At 70.5% G+C, this 20,236-nt stretch carries 19 protein-coding genes; 14 read left to right on the forward strand and 5 right to left on the reverse strand.

Going from position 1 to position 20,236, the window contains the following annotated elements; translation table 11 throughout:
- Positions 1 to 191: 191 nt before the first annotated feature.
- From MFF22_RS07770 to MFF22_RS07810, 9 genes are all read left to right on the forward strand, one after another.
- On the forward strand, positions 192 to 1,094 hold the full coding sequence (locus MFF22_RS07770) for a DUF3108 domain-containing protein (protein ID WP_238248389.1): 903 nt from the start codon (positions 192 to 194) through the stop codon (positions 1,092 to 1,094).
- 66 nt (positions 1,095 to 1,160) lie between these two features.
- Positions 1,161 to 1,451: a DUF1330 domain-containing protein gene (locus MFF22_RS07775; protein WP_238248390.1), complete on the forward strand. Its 291-nt coding sequence runs from the start codon at positions 1,161 to 1,163 to the stop codon at positions 1,449 to 1,451.
- Between the two features lie 62 nt (positions 1,452 to 1,513).
- On the forward strand, positions 1,514 to 1,780 hold the full coding sequence (locus MFF22_RS07780; protein ID WP_238248391.1) for a hypothetical protein: 267 nt from the start codon (positions 1,514 to 1,516) through the stop codon (positions 1,778 to 1,780).
- A 116-nt stretch (positions 1,781 to 1,896) separates the two neighbouring features.
- A complete protein-coding gene (locus MFF22_RS07785; RefSeq protein WP_370877583.1) occupies positions 1,897 to 5,223 on the forward strand; it encodes a helicase-related protein in 3,327 nt (1,108 codons plus the stop codon).
- 15 nt (positions 5,224 to 5,238) lie between these two features.
- On the forward strand, positions 5,239 to 5,508 hold the full coding sequence (locus MFF22_RS07790) for an RNA-binding S4 domain-containing protein (protein WP_238248392.1): 270 nt from the start codon (positions 5,239 to 5,241) through the stop codon (positions 5,506 to 5,508).
- 181 nt (positions 5,509 to 5,689) lie between these two features.
- A complete protein-coding gene (gene fdxA, locus MFF22_RS07795) occupies positions 5,690 to 6,028 on the forward strand; it encodes a ferredoxin FdxA (protein WP_238248393.1) in 339 nt (112 codons plus the stop codon).
- A 447-nt stretch (positions 6,029 to 6,475) separates the two neighbouring features.
- The gene (locus MFF22_RS07800; RefSeq protein ID WP_238248394.1) at positions 6,476 to 7,072 is read left to right on the forward strand and encodes a CarD family transcriptional regulator; all 597 of its coding nucleotides are present in this window, start codon (positions 6,476 to 6,478) and stop codon (positions 7,070 to 7,072) included.
- Positions 7,073 to 7,100: 28 nt separating this feature from the next.
- The gene (locus MFF22_RS07805; protein ID WP_238248395.1) at positions 7,101 to 7,298 is read left to right on the forward strand and encodes a hypothetical protein; all 198 of its coding nucleotides are present in this window, start codon (positions 7,101 to 7,103) and stop codon (positions 7,296 to 7,298) included.
- Positions 7,299 to 7,459: 161 nt separating this feature from the next.
- A complete protein-coding gene (locus MFF22_RS07810) occupies positions 7,460 to 8,335 on the forward strand; it encodes an RNA polymerase factor sigma-32 (RefSeq protein ID WP_238248396.1) in 876 nt (291 codons plus the stop codon).
- A 19-nt stretch (positions 8,336 to 8,354) separates the two neighbouring features.
- Here the strand turns inward: MFF22_RS07810 and MFF22_RS07815 are convergent, their stop codons facing one another.
- The gene (locus tag MFF22_RS07815) at positions 8,355 to 9,587 is read right to left on the reverse strand and encodes an MFS transporter (protein ID WP_238248397.1); all 1,233 of its coding nucleotides are present in this window, start codon (positions 9,585 to 9,587) and stop codon (positions 8,355 to 8,357) included.
- A 196-nt stretch (positions 9,588 to 9,783) separates the two neighbouring features.
- Positions 9,784 to 10,281 (reverse strand): protein-export chaperone SecB, encoded by a 498-nt coding sequence (gene secB, locus MFF22_RS07820; protein ID WP_238248398.1) that lies wholly within the window; start codon positions 10,279 to 10,281, stop codon positions 9,784 to 9,786.
- Between the two features lie 323 nt (positions 10,282 to 10,604).
- Between secB and MFF22_RS07825 the strand changes: the two genes are divergently transcribed.
- From MFF22_RS07825 to MFF22_RS07835, 3 genes are read left to right on the forward strand one after another with little or no spacing between them, the layout of a single operon-like run.
- Complete coding sequence (locus MFF22_RS07825; RefSeq protein WP_238248399.1) at positions 10,605 to 11,315, forward strand: Tim44/TimA family putative adaptor protein; 711 nt, start codon at positions 10,605 to 10,607, stop codon at positions 11,313 to 11,315.
- 13 nt (positions 11,316 to 11,328) lie between these two features.
- Positions 11,329 to 12,501 carry a murein transglycosylase A gene (mltA, locus tag MFF22_RS07830; RefSeq protein WP_238248400.1) on the forward strand — a complete coding sequence of 391 codons (1,173 nt, stop codon included), beginning with the start codon at positions 11,329 to 11,331 and terminating at the stop codon, positions 12,499 to 12,501.
- The gene (locus MFF22_RS07835) at positions 12,498 to 13,190 is read left to right on the forward strand and encodes a Smr/MutS family protein (protein WP_238248401.1); all 693 of its coding nucleotides are present in this window, start codon (positions 12,498 to 12,500) and stop codon (positions 13,188 to 13,190) included. Before mltA ends, MFF22_RS07835 begins: the two co-directional genes overlap by 4 nt.
- Here MFF22_RS07835 and MFF22_RS07840 read toward each other — a convergent pair.
- The 3 genes from MFF22_RS07840 to MFF22_RS07850 are packed head-to-tail and all read right to left on the reverse strand — an operon-like array spanning position 13,166 to position 17,953.
- Positions 13,166 to 16,333, reverse strand: coding sequence for an efflux RND transporter permease subunit (locus MFF22_RS07840; protein WP_238248402.1), 3,168 nt, complete (start codon positions 16,331 to 16,333; stop codon positions 13,166 to 13,168). The genes MFF22_RS07835 and MFF22_RS07840 overlap by 25 nt on opposite strands.
- Before the next feature lie 8 nt (positions 16,334 to 16,341).
- On the reverse strand, positions 16,342 to 17,748 hold the full coding sequence (locus MFF22_RS07845; RefSeq protein ID WP_238248403.1) for an efflux RND transporter periplasmic adaptor subunit: 1,407 nt from the start codon (positions 17,746 to 17,748) through the stop codon (positions 16,342 to 16,344).
- Between the two features lie 7 nt (positions 17,749 to 17,755).
- Positions 17,756 to 17,953, reverse strand: a complete 198-nt coding sequence (locus tag MFF22_RS07850; RefSeq protein WP_238248404.1) for a polyhydroxyalkanoate synthesis regulator DNA-binding domain-containing protein — start codon at positions 17,951 to 17,953, stop codon at positions 17,756 to 17,758.
- A 251-nt stretch (positions 17,954 to 18,204) separates the two neighbouring features.
- Here MFF22_RS07850 and MFF22_RS07855 point away from each other — a divergent pair, with 251 nt between their 5' ends.
- The gene (locus MFF22_RS07855) at positions 18,205 to 18,882 is read left to right on the forward strand and encodes a response regulator transcription factor (protein ID WP_238248405.1); all 678 of its coding nucleotides are present in this window, start codon (positions 18,205 to 18,207) and stop codon (positions 18,880 to 18,882) included.
- On the forward strand, positions 18,875 to 20,230 hold the full coding sequence (locus tag MFF22_RS07860; RefSeq protein WP_238248406.1) for a HAMP domain-containing sensor histidine kinase: 1,356 nt from the start codon (positions 18,875 to 18,877) through the stop codon (positions 20,228 to 20,230). Before MFF22_RS07855 ends, MFF22_RS07860 begins: the two co-directional genes overlap by 8 nt.
- Positions 20,231 to 20,236 lie beyond the last annotated feature (6 nt).

Genomic DNA, 20,236 nt, shown 5'->3' on the forward strand with positions numbered 1-20,236 from the left:
CTGCGCCCGTGCGTCAAACCAGGTCCGGCGGAGTCCTGTTGAAGGCGGGGGCTATAGGCGACGCATGGCCGCCCCGTCAAGGCTCCAGCCGCATTGCCTCGGCCGAACCGTCTGTTAACCACGTCATGGGGATAACCGGACCATACCCCGCGCGGCCCGACCGGCGCGGCCTTCAGGATTCGAGCCGGACCATGCGTAACACCATCCAGCTCAAGGCCTTTCTGGCGGCGGGCGTCGCCGCCACGCTGTGCCTCCTGCCGCCCTCCGCCCAGGCCCGGCCCCGCAAGGCGCGGTCGTCTGCGGCGCCGGCGTCCTTGGCCGTCGATTACGCCATCGCCCTGGCAGGGCTGCGGATCGGCACGGCCCGCCTCGCCGGCGCGTTCGAGCACGATTCGTACCGGATGGATGTTTCCGCGACGCTGACGGGCCTTGTGGGGGCCATCACCGGCGGCCAGGGCGCGGCCCGTTCCACGGGGACGATCGCCGCGAGCCCGCTCCCGAACGCCTTCTCCATCGCCACCCGCACCGCCAGTTCCGGCATCGCCGTGCGCATGGCCCTCGCCCACGGCAACGTCCTGCAGACCGAGGTCACGCCGCCCCTCATCGACATGCAGGACCGGGTTCCCGTCACCGCCGCCGAGAAGCGCGGCGTGATCGACCCGGCGAGCGCCCTGGTCATGCCGGTCCGCCAGGGCAGCGCCCCGACCGATCCGGCCAATTGCGACCGGACCCTGCCCCTCTTCGACGGGGCGACCCGCTTCGACGTAGTGCTGAGCTACGCCGAGACCCGCGAGGTCCAGAAGCCCGGTTATGCCGGCCCCGTCCTCGTCTGCAACGCCCGCTACCGGGCGGTGGCCGGGCACCGTCCCGACCGGCCGGGTGTGAAGTTCATGGAAGACAACCGGGAGATGTCCGTGTGGCTCGCCCCCGTGGAGGGGACGCGGCTGCTCGTGCCCCTGCGGATCTCCGTGCTCACCGAGATCGGCACCAACATTATCGAGGCGACCCGCTGGGCCCGGACGGGCCAGACGGAGACGGCGGGCAGGCCCGGCGCGGATCCGGCTCTGGCCCAGGCCAGCCTGCCGGCGCAGTAGCGCTTCCCTTCGCCGCGGCGGCGCCCTATGCCCCCGGCGGCGGCGCGGGCCGCCGGAGGAGACGGCATGGCCAAGGGCTACATCATCGTCCGCATGACGGTCACGGACCCCGAGACGTACAAGGAGTACGCCGCGATGGCCTCCGAGGCGATGAAGACATACGGCTGCAAGCCCCTGGTCCGCGGCGGCCGCAGCGAGGCGCTGGAGGGCGAAGCCCGGCCGCGCAACGTCGTGCTGGAATTCGAGTCCTACGAGGCGGCGCGGACCTACTACTACTCGCCGGAATATCAGGCCGCGGTCGAGAAGCGCCGTCCGGCGGGGATCGGCGAGGTCGTGCTGGTCGAGGGCGTGGACTGACATCCTGCTCCGTCATCGCGAGCGGAGCGAGACGACCCGGTGATGCGAGGACGGAACGAGCCATGCGAATCACCTTCCTCCTCCAACTCCTGATCGCCGGCCCGGCGATGGCGCAGCCGCTTTCGGCGGGCTCGCCCTGCGGGGGCGATGCGTTCTCCTCCGCGCAGGTGATCGAGCATCGTCCGCCCCGGCATGGCCCCCTGACGGCGGTGCCCGACACCCTCTGTGCCGACGTCGAACCGCAGCATCCGTCGGCGGACGTGCGGATCGAAGCCTATCCCGTCATCGTGCCGCAGGTTGGCAGGGGCGGGCGCACAGACCCATATTAGGGGCCGCCGAGGTCACTCCCTCGCCGCCGGTCGTCCGACCGCAGGAACAGCCCGCCATCGACGCCCTTCTCCGCCCCACCCAGCGCTCCCTCCACCGCGACGCCCGCGCCCGCGGCGTGACGGCCGTGCTGGGGCCGACCAATACCGGCAAGACCCATCTCGCCATCGAGCGGATGCTGGCTCACCCCACCGGCATGATCGGGCTGCCCCTGCGGCTGCTCGCCCGGGAGGTGTACCTGCGCGTGGTCGCCAAGGTCGGCCCTGAGAAGGTCGCCCTCGTGACCGGCGAAGAGAAGATCAAGCCGGATCGTCCGCGCTACTGGATCTGCACCATCGAGGCGATGCCCCGGGACCTGGACGTCGCCTTCGTGGCGATCGACGAGATCCAGCTCGGGGCCGACATGGACCGGGGCCACGTCTTCACCGACCGGCTGCTCTATGTCCGCGGCCGGGAAGAGACGCTCCTCATCGGCTCCTCGACGATCCTGCCGCTGGTGCAGGACCTGATCCCCAACGTCCACACCACCACGCGGCCGCGCCTGTCGCAGCTGACCTTCGCCGGGGAGAAGAAGCTTTCCCGCCTGCCCCGGCGCACCGCGATCGTCGCCTTCTCGGCGGAGGAGGTTTACGCCATCGCCGAGCTGATCCGCCGTCAGCGGGGCGGTGCGGCGGTGGTGCTGGGGGCCCTCTCCCCCCGGACCCGTAACAGTCAGGTGGAGCTCTACCAGAGCGGCGATGTGGACTACCTCGTCGCCACCGATGCGGTGGGGATGGGGCTGAACCTCGACGTCGATCACGTCGCCTTCGCCGCCAACTGGAAATACGACGGCACCCGCTTCCGCCGCCTGACCCCCGCCGAGATGGGACAGATCGCGGGCCGGGCCGGGCGCCACCTGTCGGACGGCACCTTCGGCTCCACCGGCCGCTGCCCGCCCTTCGAGGCGGAGCTGGTGGAGCGCCTGGAGCATCACGACTTCGATCCGCTGCGCATCCTGCAATGGCGCAACCCGGACCTGACCTTCTCGAGCCTCGAAGCCCTCCAGGCGAGCCTGGACGAACATCCGAGGGAGGCGGGCCTGACCCGCGCCCCGATGGGGGAGGACCAGCAGGCGCTGGAAATCCTGATGCGCGAGGACGATGTGCGGGACATGGCCCGGGGCCAGTCCGCGGTGCGGCGGTTGTGGGACGTCTGCGGCGTGCCCGATTATCGCAAGGTGCACCCGCAGGTGCACGCGGACCTCGTGGCGCAGCTCTACCGCTTCCTGATGAAGGGCATGGCCGGGCGCATCCCGGACCAGTGGTTCGCCGAGCACGTGGCGATGATCGACCGCACCGACGGCGACATCGATACGCTGTCCCGGCGGATCGCCCAGGGACGCACCTGGACCTTCGTTGCCAACAGGCCAGATTGGCTTCGCGACCCCGAACATTGGCAGGGCGAAACGCGTCGGGTAGAGGACAGGCTGTCGGACGCCCTCCACGAACGCCTTGCGAGCCGCTTCGTTGACCGGCGCACCAGCGTCCTGATGCGACGCCTACGAGAGAACACGATGCTCGAAGCCCAGATTACCCCCGACGGGGATGTGACCGTCGAGGGTCAGCATGTCGGCCAGCTGAACGGCTTCCTGTTCGTGCCCGACGCAAGCGCCGAAGGCCACGAGGCCAAGACGCTCCGCAATGCCGCCGACAAGGCCCTCGCCAGCGAGATCGAATCGCGGGCCGAGCGGTTTTCGGCTGCGGCCGATTCGACTCTCGTGCTGTCGCACGACGGGACGATCCGCTGGACCGGCGCCCCGGTGGGGCGGCTGGTGCCGGGCGACAAGCTCTTCGCCCCCCAGATCCGGGTGCTGGCGGATGACAGCCTCGACACCGCCTCGCGGGAGAAGGTCCAGGCCCGCCTCGAGGCGTGGCTGAAGGCCCATGTGGTGCGTCTCCTGGGCCCGCTCATGGAGATCGAGACCGCCGCGGACCTCACAGGGCTCGCCAAGGGCATCGGTTATCAGGTGGTCGAGGCCCTCGGCGTGCTGGAGCGGTCGAAGGTCGCACATGAGATGCGCACCCTCGACCAGGACGGCCGAGCCGCCCTGCGCCGGCACGGCGTGCGCTTCGGCGCCTATCACATCTTCCTGCCGGCCCTGCTGAAGCCGGCCCCCCGGACCCTCGCGGCGCAACTCTGGGCCCTGCGCAACGGCGGCCTCGACCAGCGGGGCCTCGACGAGATCGCCCATCTCGCCGGCTCCGGCCGCACCTCGATCAAGGTCGACAAGGAGATCGCCAGGGGCCTCTACCGGGCCGCCGGCTTCCGGGTCTGTGGTGAGCGGGCGGTGCGCGTCGATATCCTCGAGCGCCTCGCTGACCTGATCCGCCCGGCCATCGCCTATCGCCCCGGCACCACGCCGGGCGCCCCCCCGGACGGCACGGCCGATGGCGACAGCTTCGTCGCCACGGTGGGCATGACCTCCCTTGTCGGCTGCTCGGGCGAGGATTTCGCCTCGATACTCAAGTCGCTGGGCTACGCCAACGAATCGCGGCCCGGCCCCGCCATCACCGTGCCGCTCCTGCCGGCCGCCCCCACGGTGCCGGCCAAACCCGTCGCCGCCCAGACCGCCTCTGCGGAAGGGGTGTCCGACGAATCCGCTCCGGCGGAAGCTTCCCCCGAGGCCGACCCCGTTTCCGAGACGGAAGGGGAGGGCACTCCGGACTCATCCGCCGTGGATGAGTCAGAGACGGCCCCGGCGGCCGTTGCCGACGAGGTCCCCGCGGAGGCCGCCATCGCGCCGGTCCCGCCCCAGGAGCAGCCCGCCGCCGAGGCCGAGCCTGCGGAAGCCGAGCCGGAGCATGCCCCCGAGGCGCCGTCCGCCGAACCCGAGCCTGTGGCGGAGGTCACGGCCGCCGCGCCCGAAGCCGCAGCCGATGACGGCGATGCGGCCGTTGCGCAGGCTCCCGCGGAGCAGTCTTCGACGGGAGAGTCTTCGGCCGAGGACTCTTCGGCGGAGGCACCGTCAAAGGAGCAGTCGGCCTCTGCCGAGGTTCCGCCGATCGAGGTCTGGCGCCTCCAGCGGCATCAGCGTCCGGCCAATGCCCGGCCGAACAACCGTCCGCGGGGAAGGCGGGACGGAGCGCCCGGCGGACCGCCCGGTGCCGGAAACGAGCAACGGCGCGCCGAGGGCGAGGGTGCGCCCCGGCAAGGTCGCGACGACCGCCGCCGGGACCGGCCCGAGGGTGGTCGCCCCGAGCGACGCCGGGACGAGGGACGGCCCGATCGCCGCCCCGAGCACCGGGGGGAGGGGCGCCCGGATCCCCGGCAGGAGGCCCGCCATGCCGGTCCCCGGCCGGACCAGCGCCCGCCCAGGCGCGAGCGTGCGCCGGATCCGGACTCGCCCTTCGCCAAGCTCGCTGCCCTCAAGGCGCAGCTCGAGTCGGGCGACAAGGGCAAGCGCTGACCAGCGGGAGGCGCGATGCGCGAAGGGCGTCAGCGCCTCGACAAATGGCTGTGGTTCGCGCGCTTCGCCCGCACGCGGACCCTGGCCGCGCGCCTCGTCAGCGACGGGTTCGTGCGGGTGAACGGCGCCCGGTCGGACAACCCGGCCAAGGCGCTCGGCATCGGCGACGTCGTGACGGTGGCGGTGGCCCATGCGACCTTAGCGGTGCGGGTGACCGATCTCGGCACGCGCCGGGGCCCGGCGGAGGAAGCCAAAGGGCTCTACGAGGCGTTGTCGGAGGGATAGGGTGATGAGGCGCTGCCACAGGGGGCCGCCGTTGCGGCCCTGCGGCGCCGGCCCGCTTGTCAGGGGGGGAGGCAGCGTCTAGAGCCCTTGTCAACAACGCCTGCGCAGCAGCGCAGCCCCCGGATGAGCGGGCCGAGACGCCCCGTCCGGATGATGCGGGACCTGAGGACCTAGAAAGCCGATGACCTACGTCGTCACCGAGAACTGCATCAAGTGCAAGTACATGGACTGCGTGGAAGTCTGTCCGGTGGACTGCTTCTACGAGGGCGAGAACATGCTCGTCATCCATCCGGACGAGTGCATCGATTGCGGCGTCTGCGAGCCGGAATGCCCCGCCGAGGCGATCAAGCCTGACACGGAGTCGAGCCTGGAGACGTGGCTCAAGCTTAACGCCGATTATGCGAAGAGCTGGCCCAACATCACCCAGAAGAAGGACGCCCCCGCCGACGCCAAGGAGTGGGACGGGGTTTCCGGCAAGCTCGAGGCGCATTTCTCGCCGAACGCCGGCACGGGCGATTGAGCCGCACGCGGGCGGCGATGTTCGCCGCCGTGACGGTCCGGCCAGAGGGTCTGCGTGGGCGGAAGATCTGCCCTGCACAACGTCTGTAGGCGAGCTTGCACACCGGTGTAAAACCGTTGCGGGTCTTGTGCGGCACGTCCGCGTGCTTTTGAGCGAGCTTTGATTCCGGCGCGGATTGTGGTACACAATCTGCCTGCCGTCGCTCGCGCCAGACGTGCCTGCTCCGCGCCGAAACGCATTTCCCTCTCTGGGGTTGCATGTGTTCGGCCGCCGGGTTTCCCCCGGCGGAAGGCAATGTCGCGTGCCCGGCTTCGCGGGTGTGTTCGGATGGGAAGCCCGTTGGGGTTTCCGGCCGGGCCGCTGCGATCGGACCGGGTGGCGTCGCGCCCGGGAACAGCTTTTCGTGCGGGGCGGTTCGCGTCGCGCGTCAGTGGAGGCCCTTCTCGCATGACCACAGTCAAGAAGACGACCGCAGGCCGGCAAGGCTTCAAGACCGGCGAGGCCGTCGTGTATCCGGCCCACGGTGTCGGTCGTATCACTGCGATCGAGGAACAGGAGATCGCTGGCTACAAGCTTGAGCTGTTCGTCGTATCCTTCGAGAAGGACAAGATGGTTCTGCGGGTCCCGACCGCGAAGGCCAATTCCGTGGGCATGCGCAAGCTCGCGGAGCCGGAGGTCGTGAAGAAGGCCCTCGATGTGCTGACCGGCCGCGCCCGCGTGAAGCGGACGATGTGGTCGCGCCGGGCGCAGGAATACGAGGCCAAGATCAATTCGGGCGACCTGCTCGCCGTCACCGAGGTGGTGCGCGACCTGTTCCGCTCGGAGGCCCAGCCGGAGCAGTCCTACAGCGAGCGTCAGCTCTATGAGGCGGCCCTGGACCGGATCGTGCGTGAGATCTCTTCGGTGAACCGGATCACCGAGACCGAGGCCCTCAAGCTGATCGAGCAGAGCCTTGCCAAGTCTCCCCGCCGGGCCAAGGCCGAGGCTGAAGCCGAGAGCGAGGCCGAGACGGATGGGGACGACATTCAGGAGGAGGCGGCCTGAGGGCTGCTTCCCCGCAAGGAATACGGTGTTGAGCCCGGCCCGCAAGGCCGGGCTTTTTTGTTGGGGTGACACCGACCGGCGCTATCTGCACACGTCCGTCGTCATCCGCGTGATGCCTTTCGCCGAGGGCTGCCCGCAAAAGGTGATCCCCGCGTCATTTTTCCCCCTGGACTCGGACGTGATCCCTGGAAAGTGCGGCGGCGCGACCCATCTCTCATTCAAGTGAACACGATTTCCACCCGGCATGACGTCTTTCAGGGGCGTCGGCGCGGAACTTTCGCGTTTGCGCTTCCGTTGTCGGTCGCTTGGCATCGCTCATGAAGGCGCCAGGCGCGCCGGGCTTATGGGCCGGTGCCGCACCAGCACTCGTTCGAGAGAGGCAGGCGGATGGCGGAGATCGCGGGAATACGTCGACAATTCATCCGGACTGCGATGGAGGCGCCCTTCCTCGCCCGCGAGGAGGAGCGTGACCTTGCCGTCCGCTGGAAGGACCGTCGCGACGAGCGCGCCCTTCACCGCCTGATCTCAGCTCACATGCGCCTCGTCATCGCCCTGGCGGGGCGTTTTCGTCACTATGGCCTGCCGATGGCCGACCTCGTTCAGGAGGGGCATGTCGGCCTGATGGAAGCCGCCGCCCGGTTCGAGCCGGAGCGGGACGTGCGCTTCTCCACCTACGCGACGTGGTGGATCCGGGCGTCGATCCAGGATTACATCCTGCGCAACTGGTCGATCGTGCGCGGCGGGACCTCTTCGGCCCAGAAGGCGCTGTTCTTCAATCTGCGCCGGCTCCGGGCCCGCCTCATGCAGTCCACCGAAGAGCATGTCGGCGATGAGATCCATCGCCGGATCGCCACTGCCATCGGCGTCTCGCGGGACGACGTGGCCTTGATGGATGCCCGCCTTTCGGGGCCGGACATGTCCCTCAATGCCCCCGTGGGCGAAGACGGAGACGCCGCCTCCGAGCGGATGGACTTCCTTGTGGACGGCGCGGCCCTGCCGGATGAGACCGTGGGTGCGGCCGTCGACGGTGAGCGCCGTCTGAGCTGGCTTCACCAGGCTCTGGGTGTCCTGTCCGAGCGCGAGTTGCGGATCCTGCGGGAGCGCCGCCTCGCTGAGGATCAGGCGACCCTCGAAGCCCTCGGCCAGCGCCTCGGCATCTCGAAGGAGCGGGTCCGGCAGATCGAGAACCGCGCCCTGGAGAAGCTCCGCCGGGCGCTCGCTGACCGCTTCCCCGCCGAGACCGGCAGCCCCTACGTCGGGTAGGGGACCGGAAGATCTGCGATCAGGCCGTCTGCTCCCGGGCAGCGGCCCTGCGCTCCCGGCGGCGGCGTCGCCGGCCGGGCTCCGGGGTGGCATCGAGCCAGATCACCAATCCCAAAGCGATGATCGCAGGGACACCGAGGGCCAGGAAAGCCCCGGTCCAGCCGAGCCATGCGTAGGCGAGGCCGCCGTACCAGCCCGATAGCGCGCCTCCGACCCCCTGAACGGCATTGACGCTGCCGAGGGCCGTCTGAGTGCGGCCCGAACCCCAAGTCAGGTCCGCGACCACGACGGGCACGGCGACGCCGACGATCCCCGAGGCGATCCCGTCGAGAACCTCCGCGCCGATAAGCCAATAGGGGTCGTCGATGAGGCCCGACATCGCCGCCCGCACGGGCAAAACGGCGAAGGCGGCCATCAGGAGCAGCCGCCGGCCGCGTCGGTCGGCCAGGGAGCCGGCGAAGAGTGCGACCGGCACCATCACGAGCTGCGCCACCATCACGTAGCGGGCCGTCCAAGTCGTCGCATCGTCGGCGGTGGCCACGAGCTTCTGGCCCAGCAGGGTGAGCATCCCGCCATTGCCGAGGTTGAACAGGGTGAGCGCCACGGTGAGCACCAACAGGGGCCTGTGGCCGAGAACCTGTCGGATGCCGCTGCGCTGGGGCTCGTCCTCGTCATCCTCCTTCCACCCCACCGCCCGGCGGCGGTTCCAGGCGCCGGCCGGGGTGGTGAAGGTGGCGACAATGGCCGCCAGGGACATGCCGCCCAGCACGTAGAAGGCCGTTGCCGGGCCGAAGGGCGTGCCGAGGCTGATCACCCCTGCGGCCAGGAGGATGCCGAGGTGGTTGAAGGCCTGGTTGCGGCCCTGCTGCTTCGGAAACCCGTCCTTGCCGACGATGCCGAGGGTCAGGGACGCCACCGCGGGCAGCAGCAGCGTGCCCCCCGCCGCAGCGAGGAGCTGTGCGGTGAAGACGGCGAAGAACCCCCGGGCCGGCAGGAGCAGCAGGGTGCCTGCCAGGATCGCCATGCAGGCGCCGCCGATGAGGAGCCGCGGCCGGGGCACCCGGTCCACCAGGGCGCCGAAGGGGCCGCTGAGGAACAGCGTGCCGAACCCGACCAGGGTGACGACGAACCCGACCCTCGCCGGGCTCCACGAGCCGGATTCCGCCAGCCATGTCCCGAGGAACGGGCCCAGGCCGCCCTGGATGTCACCGATGAAGAGGTTGATGAGGGCGAGGTGCGAAGTGGGGGCCATGCTGTCCGGGTACCGTCGGGGCCGCCCGCATGGGCTGCCCGGGCAGCGCGGTCAAGCTCTCGTGCGGTGACCCCGATGGGACCCGGCAACCGCACGCCTTCCAGGCGGAGCGCCAGGTCCCCGGTCCTTCATGCCGGACGGTCCGTCACCCGCAGGACCCTGCGGATGCGACCTTGTCCCCAGGCGTTCCGACGCCTCAGGAGGCCAGCGGGCCCGTGGCGCCCTGCTGCTCCATCATCTTCTGCCGGTAGAGGCCGACAAAATCGATCGGGTCGATGTAGAGGGGCGGGAAACCGCCGTTGCGCACCGCCTCGGCGACGATCTGCCGGCCGAAGGGGAAGAGAAGGCGCGGGCACTCGATCATCACCGCCGGATGCATCTGATCCTCGGGGATGTTGAGCATGCGGAACACGCCGGCATACTTCACGTCGAAGGCGAACAGGACCTCGCCGTCCATCTTGGCGTCGCCTTCGAGGGTCAGCTCGACCTCAAAATCGGTCTCGCTCAGCTGGCCGGCGTTGACGTTGACCTGGATGTTGATCTGCGGGGCCTGGCCCTCCTTCGGCTGAAGGGAGCGCGGGGCGTGGGGGTTCTCGAAGGAGAGGTCCTTCACGTACTGCGCCAGGGCGTTGATCGCAGGGGCACCCTGCGGCATGCCGCCGCCGTTGCCGTTGGCTGCCGGGGAGTCGGCCATCGGGGTCATCCTTCTCGATCTGGCGTCCGGCGCGGACTGCCGAGGTATAGCGCGGCGCGGGCCGCCAAGACCCGGGCTTCCAAGGCACGGGCCTCGGGCGCCGCTAACACGCCCGCAGGGAACGGACAAGCGACGCCTCACCGCCGGTCCGAGGCATTGATCCAACTACGGATCGCGCGGCTAGGTCGCATCACAAACATCAGTCGCAGAACAACCGGCTCGATCCGAACGCGTTGGTCGGATAAAGGTGGAGGAAGACGCGCTATGGGACGGCCCAATCGCGCGGGGCTTTTGTCGCGCGGACGGCCGCAATCGGATCGGTGATGCAGGACGGCTTCGACATAACGACGATCATCTTCCTCGCCCTTGCCGTCTTCGTGATCTGGCGGCTGCGGTCGGTGCTCGGCCAGAAGACCGGCACGGAGCAGTCGCCGTTCAAGCCGGTGGAGCGCAGCCGGACGGAACCGCAGGGGCGCGGCGAGCGCGATAACGTGGTGAGATTGCCGGGTGTGGACAGGCTCCCGCAATCCACGCCGCCCGCCGCCCCGCGGGACTGGCGGGGTATTGCCGAGCCCGGCTCCGAAGTCGCCCGTGGCCTCGAGGCGGTGGTGCAGGTCGAGCCCGCCTTCGACCCCCGCGCCTTCATCGAAGGCGCCAAGGGGGCTTACGAGGCGATCATGATCGCCTTCGCCAAGGGCGACCGGAAGACCCTTCGCTCCCTGCTGTCCAAGGAAGTCGGGGAGGCCTTCGAACGGGCCATCGCCGAACGCGAGCGCAACCGGCAGACCCTGGAGACGACCTTCGTATCGATCGACCGGGCGGAGATCGTGGCGGTGGATGTCCGCAACCGCGTGGCCCATGTCACCGTGCGGTTCCTGTCGAACCTGATCACCGCCACCCGCAACGCCGACGGCAAGGTCGTGGATGGCAGCGCGGAGACGGTGGTCGAGGTGCCCGACGTCTGGACCTTCGCCCGGACCCTCGGCTCCCGCGATCCGAACTGGCAGCTCGTCGCGACGGAAGCCGGCGCCTGACCTGCCACGTGACGTGCCCTTCCCCCGTGCCCGCCCCGCGACCGCAGCCGTCGCCCTCGCTGCGGCTCTCCTGAGCGGTTCCGCCGCCGCCGTCCCGAACGAGGTCGGCGGCGCCCGGTTGGAGCCGGTGGCGGTCGCGGACCTGCCGGGCTTTCCAGGGCCCGATCCCGCAGGGGCGCTGGCGGCCTTCCGCCGGGTCTGCACCGCGACGCCGCCGGCCCAGCCGCAACCGTCCACCGTCGCCGGCGACCCCGCCGCCCTCGCCGCCGCCTGTGCCAGGGCGGCCGGTGTCGGGGATGCGGAGGCTGGCGCTTTCTTCCGGGACGCCTTCGTGGCCTACCGGGTCGTCCGACCGGATGGGCGACCGGGCTTCCTCACCGGTTATTTCGAGCCCGAGCTTCCGGGCTCCCTCACGCCGGGACCTGGCTACACCGCCGCGATCCTCGCCCGGCCCGACGACCTCGTCAGCCTCGGGCCCGACGAGACGCGGCCCGGCCTCGACCCGGCCCTGCGCGCCGCCCGGGCTGCGGGGGAGGGGTTCGAGGCCTATCCCGACCGGGCGTCCATCGAGGACGGGGCCCTGGGCGAGAGGGCGCGGCCGCTCCTCTGGCTGCGCGACGGAGTCGATCTCCTCGTCCTGCAGGTGCAGGGCTCGGGACGGATCCGGCTGCCGGACGGACGCGTCGTGAGGGCGCTCTACGACGGGCGCAATGGAAGACCCTACACGGCCGTGGCCAAGCTGATCGTGCAGGAAGGTCATCTGCCCTTGGAGGGTCTGACCCTCGCCCGCTGGACGGGATGGCTGCGGGCGCATCCCGAGGAAGCCAAACGGCTCATCCGGCAAAACGCGTCCTACATCTTCTTTCGCCTCGCCGCGGTCGAGGAGCCATCCCTAGGGCCGCCGGGGGCGGCCAACGCACCTCTCAGCCCGGGGATCGGGCTCGCCGTCGATTCGACCCTCTGGCGCTACGGACTGCCCTTCTGGCTCGAAGGCCGATTGCCCGGGGCGGGCGAGGGGGAACACGGTCGTCTCGCCATCGCCGCCGACACCGGCTCGGCGATCACCGGCCCGGCCAGGGGCGACCTCTTCGTCGGGAGCGGCGTGGCGGCGGGCGTCGCCGCCGGCAACCTCCGCGATCCGGTCGGCTTCGTGGTGCTGCTGCCCCGCACCGGGAGCCTGCCGTGAAGCCGCCGCGCCGCCCCCGCAGTCTCACGGTCGGCGAGGCACGCCTCTGGCGTGAGGTCGCCAAGCTCATCACGCCGCTTGCCGGTCGCGCCGGGCCCGAACCCGGCGGGGCGGCACCATCGGGTGAGGCTGGTGCCAAGCCCCCCGTGACGCCGTCCGCCCACACGCCGGCCCGGATGCCCGACAGGCTGTCCGGCCCCGTTCCGGCGATGCTGCAGGCCCGGCCTTCCCGCACACCCGCGCCCACCGAGAAGGCAGCCTCGCGCAACCCGCCGAAATTCGCCCCGCCACCGCCGCGCCTTCCCACGGCGGCACCCTATCAGGCCCCGCCGCAACGTCCCCTGCCGGCGGCCGGCCTCGAACGGCAGGCCCGCCTCGCCCTTCGCCGGGGCCGCCAGAGCATCGAGGCGCGGATCGATCTGCACGGCATGATCCAGGCCGAGGCCCATGCGGCGTTGACGGGCTTCCTCCTGCGGTCCCGGGCGGCGGGGCTGGGCTACGTCCTCGTCGTCACCGGAAAGGGCGGGGAAGGCTATGCCGACCCGTTCGGTGAACGCGGCGTGCTGCGCCGGAGCGTGCCCCATTGGCTGCGGAGCGCGGAGCTCCGGGGGATCGTCATCGGCTTCGAGGAGGCGGCCCGCCACCACGGCGGCGGGGGCGCGCTCTACGTGCGGCTGCGGCGCCGGTAGGGGGCGGGTTCGGCCTTCGCGGCTTCGGTCTTGGCGGGGGCGGGTGCCGGTTCGGGTTGCGACGGGTCGGGGAAGAACGGGATCCGCAGCCGCGCGGCGTAGGGGTAGATCGCCGGAAGGACCACGAGGGTCAGGAGCGTCGCCGAGACGAGCCCGCCGATCACCACCGTGGCGAGGGGACGCTGCACCTCTGCGCCGGCGCTGGTGGACAGGGCCATGGGCAGGAAGCCCAGGGTCGCCACGAGGGCCGTCATCATCACCGGGCGCAGGCGCATCTCGGCGGCCTCTGTGGCTGCCTCCCGCGGGTCGAGCCCTGAGCGTTCAAGGTCGTGGATGTAGCTCGTCAGCACCACGCCGTTGAGGATGGCGATGCCGAAGGTGGCGATGAAGCCGATCGCCGCCGAGATCGAGAAGGGCAGGCCGCGCAGGTACAGGGCGGCGATGCCCCCCGTCGCCGCGATGGGCACGTTGAGGAAGATCAGCCCCGCGAGGCGGATGTCCCCGAACATCACCACAAGCAGCACGAGGATGGCGGCGAGCGCCGCCGGGACGACGAGGGTGAGGCGGGCAGTCGCCTCCTGCAGGTTCTGGAACTGGCCGCCCCATTCCAGGGAATAGCGGGGCGGCAGCTTCACCTGCGCCTTCACGGCGGCCTGGGCGGCGTCCACGAAACTCTGCACATCCCGTCCGCGCACGTTCGCCTGGACGGAGATGCGCCGCTGCAGGCTGTCGCGGCTGATCTGGGCAGGGCCCGAGGCGACCTCGACGGAGGCCACCATCGATAGCGGCATCATCATCTTGCCGTTGCTGCCCACCGGCAGGTTGCGGATCCGCTCGATGTCGCTCCGGTCGGCGGGATCGAGCCGGACCACGATGTCGGTGATGGAGTTGTCGTCACCGTAGACGACACCGCTCGTCCGGCCGCCGATGCTCTTCACCACGTCGAGGACGTCGGAGACGTTGATGCCGTAGCGGTCGGCCTTGGCCCGATCGACGGCGACGGTGAGGGTCGGCATGCCGGCCTGGGCCTCGGCCTTGATATCGGCGGCGCCGGGCACCGCCGAGACGACGCGGACAATCTCCCCCGCCGTGTCCGCCAGGACCTTCAGGTCGTCGCCATAGAGCTTGATCGCCACGTCGCCGCGGACGCCCTGGAGCAGGTCCTCCATCCGCATCTGGATCGGCTGTGAGAACGAATACGCGACGCCGGGTACCTCCTCCTGCAGGCGCTTGTCGAAAGCCGCCACGAGGCCGTCCTGGGTCTGCGCCGTCTTCCAGGTCGCCGGATCGGTGAGGGTGATGAAGCTGTCCGTGGACTCGACGCCCATCGGATCGGTGGGGATCTCGGCGCTACCGGTCAGCGAGACGACCTTCTTCACCTCCGGGAACGACCTCAGCACCGACTCGATGCGGTGGACCGTCTTGAGGGAGGCGTCGAGGTTGATGCCGGGCAATTTCTCGGAGGTGATGACGATGGAGCCTTCCGCCAGTTGCGGCAGGAACTCGCCGCCGAGCCGCGTGGCGAGGAGACAGGAACCCGCGAACAGCGACAGGGTCAGGAGCACGGTGATCCCGGCATGCCGCTCGGCGAGGCGCAGCAGGGGGGTGTATGCCCCGCGGATCCAGTGGACGAGGCGGGTCTCGTGCTCCCCGAGGCCCTTGCCCGACAGGAAGAGCGCGGCGAGCGCCGGCATCAGCGTCATCGTCACGAAGAGCGAGCCGGCCAGCGCCAGGATGACGGTGAGCGCCATCGGCACGAACATCTTGCCCGCCACCCCCTGGAGGGCCAGGATCGGCACGTAGACGACGATGATGATCGCCACGGCGAACATCACCGGCTTGGCGACCTCCGCCGTCGCGTCCCGGACCACGTCGAGGGGCGGCCTCTCGGGGTGGGCACCCCGGGCCCGGAGCACGTTCTCGATCATCACCACCGAGCCGTCGACGATCAGTCCGAAATCGATGGCGCCGAGGCTCATCAGGTTGCCCGACAGGCCGATGAGCCGCATCCCCGCGAAGGCCAGGAGCATCGAGAGCGGGATCGCCGCGGCCACGATCAGCCCGGCCCGCAGGTTTCCAAGCAGCAGCAGCAGGACCACGATCACGAGGGCGGCGCCCTCGAGCAGGTTGTGCGCCACGGTGTGGATGGTGCGGTCCACCAGGGCGCTGCGGTCGTAGTAGGGGACGATCTCGACGCCTGGGGGCAGCTCGCTGCGCAGGGATTCGATGGTCTTCTTGACGCCCTCGACCACGGCGCTGGCGTTCTCGCCGTACTGCATCAGCGCGATGCCGACGACCGTCTCGCCCTTCGCATCGTGGGTCACCGCACCCAGGCGGACCTTGGGCGCCTCCACGACCTTGCCCAGGGTCGAGACCAGCACCGGTACGCCGCCCGCGGCCGTGGTGACGACGATGTTGCCGATATCCTCCGGGCCCTTGGCGAGGCCGAGGCCGCGGATCGTCTCCTGCTGGTCGTTGTGCTCGATATAGGCACCGCCGCCATCGGCGTTGTTGTCGGCGAGCGCCGAGTAGACCTGCGCCAGGGTCACGCCGTAACGCCGCAGGGCCTCGGCCGAGACCTGCACCTCGTAGGTGGGCATCTGCCCGCCGTAGACGTTCACGTCCACGATGCCGGGGGTGAGCTTGAGCTTGGGCGCGATCGTCCATTGCAGGATGCGCTTCAGCTCCATCGGCGATGTGCCGGGGCCCCGCAGCTCGAACTGGTAGACTTCGCCGAGGCCGGTCGCCATGGGCCCCATCTGCGGGTCGCCCACCCCCGCCGGCATCATGCTCTTGGCGAGGGGCAGGCGCTGGAACACCTGGTCGCGGGCCTCCCGGATCGGCACCGGGTCATGGAAGGTCACGTAGACCGCCGAGATGCCCGCCCGCGACACCGAGCGAACGCCTTCCATGCCGGGGGCACCGGCCATGGCGTTCTCCACCGGGAAGGTGATCAGGCGCTCGACCTCCAGCGGCCCCAGCCCCGGCGACAGGGTGAGGATCATCACCTGCTTGGGGGAGATGTCCGGCACCGCATCGATCGAGAGCCCCTCGAGGTTGACGACTCCCCCAGCGGCCGCGGCCAGGGCCAGGACGAGGATGAGGAGGCGGCGCTTGACGAGGACGGCGAACCAGCGGGTCATCGGTCCCCTCAATCCGTGGAGCCCAGCAGGCTGCGCAGCAGGATCGCCTTCAGGGCGAAGCTGCCCTTCGTCGCGACGGTCTCGCCGTCGGCCACGCCATCCTCGACCTCGACCCAGTCCGAGCGCCGGACGCCGAGCTTGAGGGCCCGGCGCTCGAACGTGTTCGGCCCGGTGCGGACGAAGGCGATCGGCCCCTGCTCAGTCTCCTGCACCGCGGTAGCGGGGAGCGTGACGCCCGTCCGGCCGAGATCGGCGGAGATCGTCACCGACACGAACATGTTGGCGCGCAGGATGTCGGCGGGGTTGGCGATCTCGATCCGCGCCGGGGCGGTGTTGGTGGCGGGGTCGAGGGCGGCGTTGATCGCCCCCACCTGACCCGCAAAATGCGGATGCCCGGGCACGGGGGCATCGACGTCCGCCTCGTCCCCGGTCTTCACCCAGGCGATGTCGGGCCCGTAGAGGTTGGCGAGGACCAGCATCCGCGACGGGTCGGCCACGGTGAAGGCGTCGCGGGCGGTGTCGACGACCTCGCCGACGGTGATGCCGACACTCGTCACCACGCCCGCGAGGGGCGTGACGATGGCGCTGGTGCCAGGCGCCGCCCCCTCGGCGGGGGCGAGGCGCTCGTACTGGGCCCGGTACATGTCCGCATTGGCCTGGGCGGACTTCACCGCCGCCTGCGCCTTGGCGAGATCGACCTGACGCCGCTCCACTTCCGCCTTTGCGACGCCGCCGAACGAGAGCTGCTCCTGTCCGCGCTTCAGCTGGAGCGCGGCGGCCTGTTCCGACGCCTGCGCCTCTCCCAGGGCGGCGTTGGCTGATGCGAGGCCGTTGCGTGCGTCGAGGATTCCCGCCGCATCGAGGGTGGCGAGGACCTGCCCGGCATGGACCCGGTCCCCCGGCTGCACGGCGAGGCTGAGAATGCGCCCCTGCGTCCGGGGCTTCAGATGGGTGACCCGCCGCTCGTCGAAGGCGACCGTGCCAGGTGCCCGGACCGGCAGGACGATTCGCCGCGTCTGCGCTTTCCCCTCCGCGAGGCCGGCGCGTTTCTGGCCGGCCTCGTCGAGGGTCACGACGTCCGGGTTGCCCCCGTCCGACTTGCCGTCGCCCGTCTTGCCCGCATCTCCCTTGCCCGGATCGCCGGCTGAGTCCGTCTGGCCGTACCCCATGAAGCCGAGCAGCGCGTCCTTCTCGTACCAGCCGGCGCCGGCGAGGACCGCGACGAGCACCAGCGCGAACGCCTTCCCGCGTCCGCCCCGGCTGCGTTCGTCGCGCGGGGCCTCCACGGTGGGCGCTCCCGTGTGAGCCGGGGCAGCCTCGTCGTCGTGGGTACCGGCATCCGCTCCGGTCGGTTCCGAGTCGCGCAAGGTCATGGCAGGCTGCGGCTCATGGCGGCGGGCAGGGACGTCGCGCATGGCGGCATCACGCGTCGAAGCCCGACGGCAGAACCGTATCGGTCACGTAGCGGCCCGTCTCGACTTCGCGCACGATCACCTCGAACCCATCCGCACGCCACTCCTTCAGCCGATCCACCGTAACGTAGGTCGCGGTCGTGACATCGTAGAGCCGCGACTGCCTGTAACGGTTGATCAGACGCCGGGGACGCCGCTTCCTAGGCACGGGCCACACCCCCGTGCGACCCGCAACCCGCGTTGACACTCGCCATTCCCGCTCGATCGCCAAACAGCGGCCCCGCTGTGTCGGCCTGGATGAACAGACCGAACGCAGCCGGGGTTGCGCCTGATTTTAGAGACGTTCCAGAACTTGGGACTTCCACCGTCTGGCGCCATTAAATTCGGGTTCATACGGGTCTGTCCGGGGCGACCTTCCCCGGCCGATCCGGCAAAGAGGCCAGGCGAGAGGATGGAAGCGTGGCGCGGTTGCTGCTGATCGAGGACGATGCCGACACGGCCGCTGACGTGCTCGCCGACCTGCGCGGGCGCGGCCACGAAGTTGATTGGGCCGCCACCGGACCCGATGGCGCCCAGGCCGCAAGGAAGGGCGCCTGGGGCGCGATCATCCTCGACCGGATGTTGCCGGGTCTCGAAGGCCTGGAGCTGCTGCAGGACTTGCGGCAGGCCGGCGACCGGACGCCGGCCCTGGTGCTTAGCGCCCTCGGCGATGTCGACGAGCGGATCCGGGGCTTGCGTTCCGGTGGCGACGACTACCTCGCCAAGCCCTTCGCCCTCGGCGAGCTCGCCGCGCGCATCGAGGCCCTGCTGCGCCGCCCGGTGGAGGCGCCGGAGACCGTGCTGCGCCTCGGCAGCCTTGAGCTCGACCTGATGGCCGGGCTCGGGCGGCGGGGCGGCCGGGACCTCGACCTGCTGCCACGGGAGCTCAAGCTCCTAGCCTACCTCATGCGCCGGCCGGGCCAGGTGGTCACCCGCGCCATGCTGTTCGAGGAAGTCTGGGGCTACCGCTTCACGCCGAAATCGAACCTGATCGACGTGCATGTCGGCCGCCTCCGGCGCAAGCTCGAGGCCGGCGGTGAGCCATCGCTCATCGTGAATGTGCGCGGTATCGGCTTCACCCTGTCCGCCGATGACTGAGATCCTCCGGTCCACCGCCTTCCGTTGGGCCGTCGGCATCGCCCTGTGGTCGGTGCTGTTCGCCCTCGCGATTTTCGGCTTCGTCTACTGGCAGACCGCGGGACTGCTTCGGGAAGAGCTGGCCGAGACGCTCCGCCTGGAGATCCGCGCCGTCGCCGCCGACCCCGCCGCGGCGGCGGAGCGGGTCGATACCTGGGTCGCGGTGGATCCCCACGCGGAGCATTACGGCGGACTGTTCGGCCCGGACGGACGGCGCCGGGCGGGCAACCTCGACGCCGTTCCCGCGGGCCTGCACCCGGACGGAGACCCATACCGGGTCGGCGCCATGGTCGAACTGGCGCAGCAGCGGATCCACGACGAGATCTGGGCGGCCTCCCTCGCCCTGCCGGACGGCAGCGTCGCGGTCATCGGCCACGATTCCGACGAGCTCGACCGGGTCCAGGGCATGACCATGCGGGCGCTCGGGGTCGGGCTCGCCCCGACGCTAGCCCTGTCCATGGTCGGCGGCCTCTTCCTTGCCGGCCGGGCGCGCCGACGCCTCGCGGCGACGGAGGCGGCGATGGATCGGGTGATGCGCGGTGAACTGCGCACCCGCCTCCCCGTCGGCACGCGGGGCGACGAGTTCGACCGTCTCGCGGGCAACGTGAACCGGATGCTCGACCGGATCGAAGGGCTGATGGGCGATATCCGCAGCGTCGGCGACGCCGTGGCCCACGATCTGCGCACCCCCCTGACCCGCCTGCGGGCGCGTCTGGAACGGAGCCGGGAGCAGGCCGCCACCGTGGACGAGTTCCGGGTGGCGATCGACCACGGGCTGGCCTGGATCGACCAGACCCTCGCCATGGTCACCGCGGTTCTGCGCATCGGCGAGATGGAGGACGAGCGACGCCGGGCCGGCTTCGGACCCCTGGCCCTCGGCGACCTCGTGACGGACAGCGTGGAGCTGTTCGAACCCCTGGCCGAGGAGCGGGGCATCCGTCTCACGGCGATCGCGGACGGGGCACCCCCCATCCTCGGGGACCAGGACCTCTGCGCCGAGGCCCTGGCGAACCTCATCGACAACGCCCTCAAGTTCACGCCGGAGGGGGGCGAGGTGCGCGTGCTGGCGACCCGCCGGGCGGGGGCGGGGATCCTCGCCGTGGAGGATACCGGGCCGGGCATCCCACCCGGCGAGCGCGACCGGGTGTTCCGGCGTTTCTACCGGGCGGAGGCCGCCCGCCTCACCCCCGGGCATGGCCTCGGCCTCGGGCTGGTGGCGGCCATCGCCAAGCTGCATGGAGCCACCGTCGCGGTGACGGACGCCCCCGGCGGCGGCTGCCGGATGGAGATCGCCTTCCCGGGTGGCTGATCGGGC

It is taken from the genome of Methylobacterium persicinum, assembly GCF_022179525.1.
In the GTDB taxonomy this organism is placed as follows: domain Bacteria; phylum Pseudomonadota; class Alphaproteobacteria; order Rhizobiales; family Beijerinckiaceae; genus Methylobacterium; species Methylobacterium persicinum.

Bases quoted from the DNA above. Each gene is read 5' to 3' on its own strand.
- MFF22_RS07810 (WP_238248396.1), top strand. From the start codon at position 7,460: ATGGCGGAGATCGCGGGAATACGTCGACAATTCATCCGGACTGCGATG.
- MFF22_RS07845 (WP_238248403.1), bottom strand. From the start codon at position 17,748: ATGCGCGACGTCCCTGCCCGCCGCCATGAGCCGCAGCCTGCCATGACC.
- MFF22_RS07840 (WP_238248402.1), bottom strand. From the start codon at position 16,333: ATGACCCGCTGGTTCGCCGTCCTCGTCAAGCGCCGCCTCCTCATCCTC.
- MFF22_RS07770 (WP_238248389.1), top strand. From the start codon at position 192: ATGCGTAACACCATCCAGCTCAAGGCCTTTCTGGCGGCGGGCGTCGCC.
- MFF22_RS07780 (WP_238248391.1), top strand. From the start codon at position 1,514: ATGCGAATCACCTTCCTCCTCCAACTCCTGATCGCCGGCCCGGCGATG.
- fdxA (WP_238248393.1), top strand. From the start codon at position 5,690: ATGACCTACGTCGTCACCGAGAACTGCATCAAGTGCAAGTACATGGAC.
- MFF22_RS07815 (WP_238248397.1), bottom strand. From the start codon at position 9,587: ATGGCCCCCACTTCGCACCTCGCCCTCATCAACCTCTTCATCGGTGAC.
- secB (WP_238248398.1), bottom strand. From the start codon at position 10,281: ATGGCCGACTCCCCGGCAGCCAACGGCAACGGCGGCGGCATGCCGCAG.
- MFF22_RS07800 (WP_238248394.1), top strand. From the start codon at position 6,476: ATGACCACAGTCAAGAAGACGACCGCAGGCCGGCAAGGCTTCAAGACC.
- MFF22_RS07775 (WP_238248390.1), top strand. From the start codon at position 1,161: ATGGCCAAGGGCTACATCATCGTCCGCATGACGGTCACGGACCCCGAG.
- MFF22_RS07790 (WP_238248392.1), top strand. From the start codon at position 5,239: ATGCGCGAAGGGCGTCAGCGCCTCGACAAATGGCTGTGGTTCGCGCGC.
- MFF22_RS07825 (WP_238248399.1), top strand. From the start codon at position 10,605: ATGCAGGACGGCTTCGACATAACGACGATCATCTTCCTCGCCCTTGCC.
- MFF22_RS07860 (WP_238248406.1), top strand. From the start codon at position 18,875: ATGACTGAGATCCTCCGGTCCACCGCCTTCCGTTGGGCCGTCGGCATC.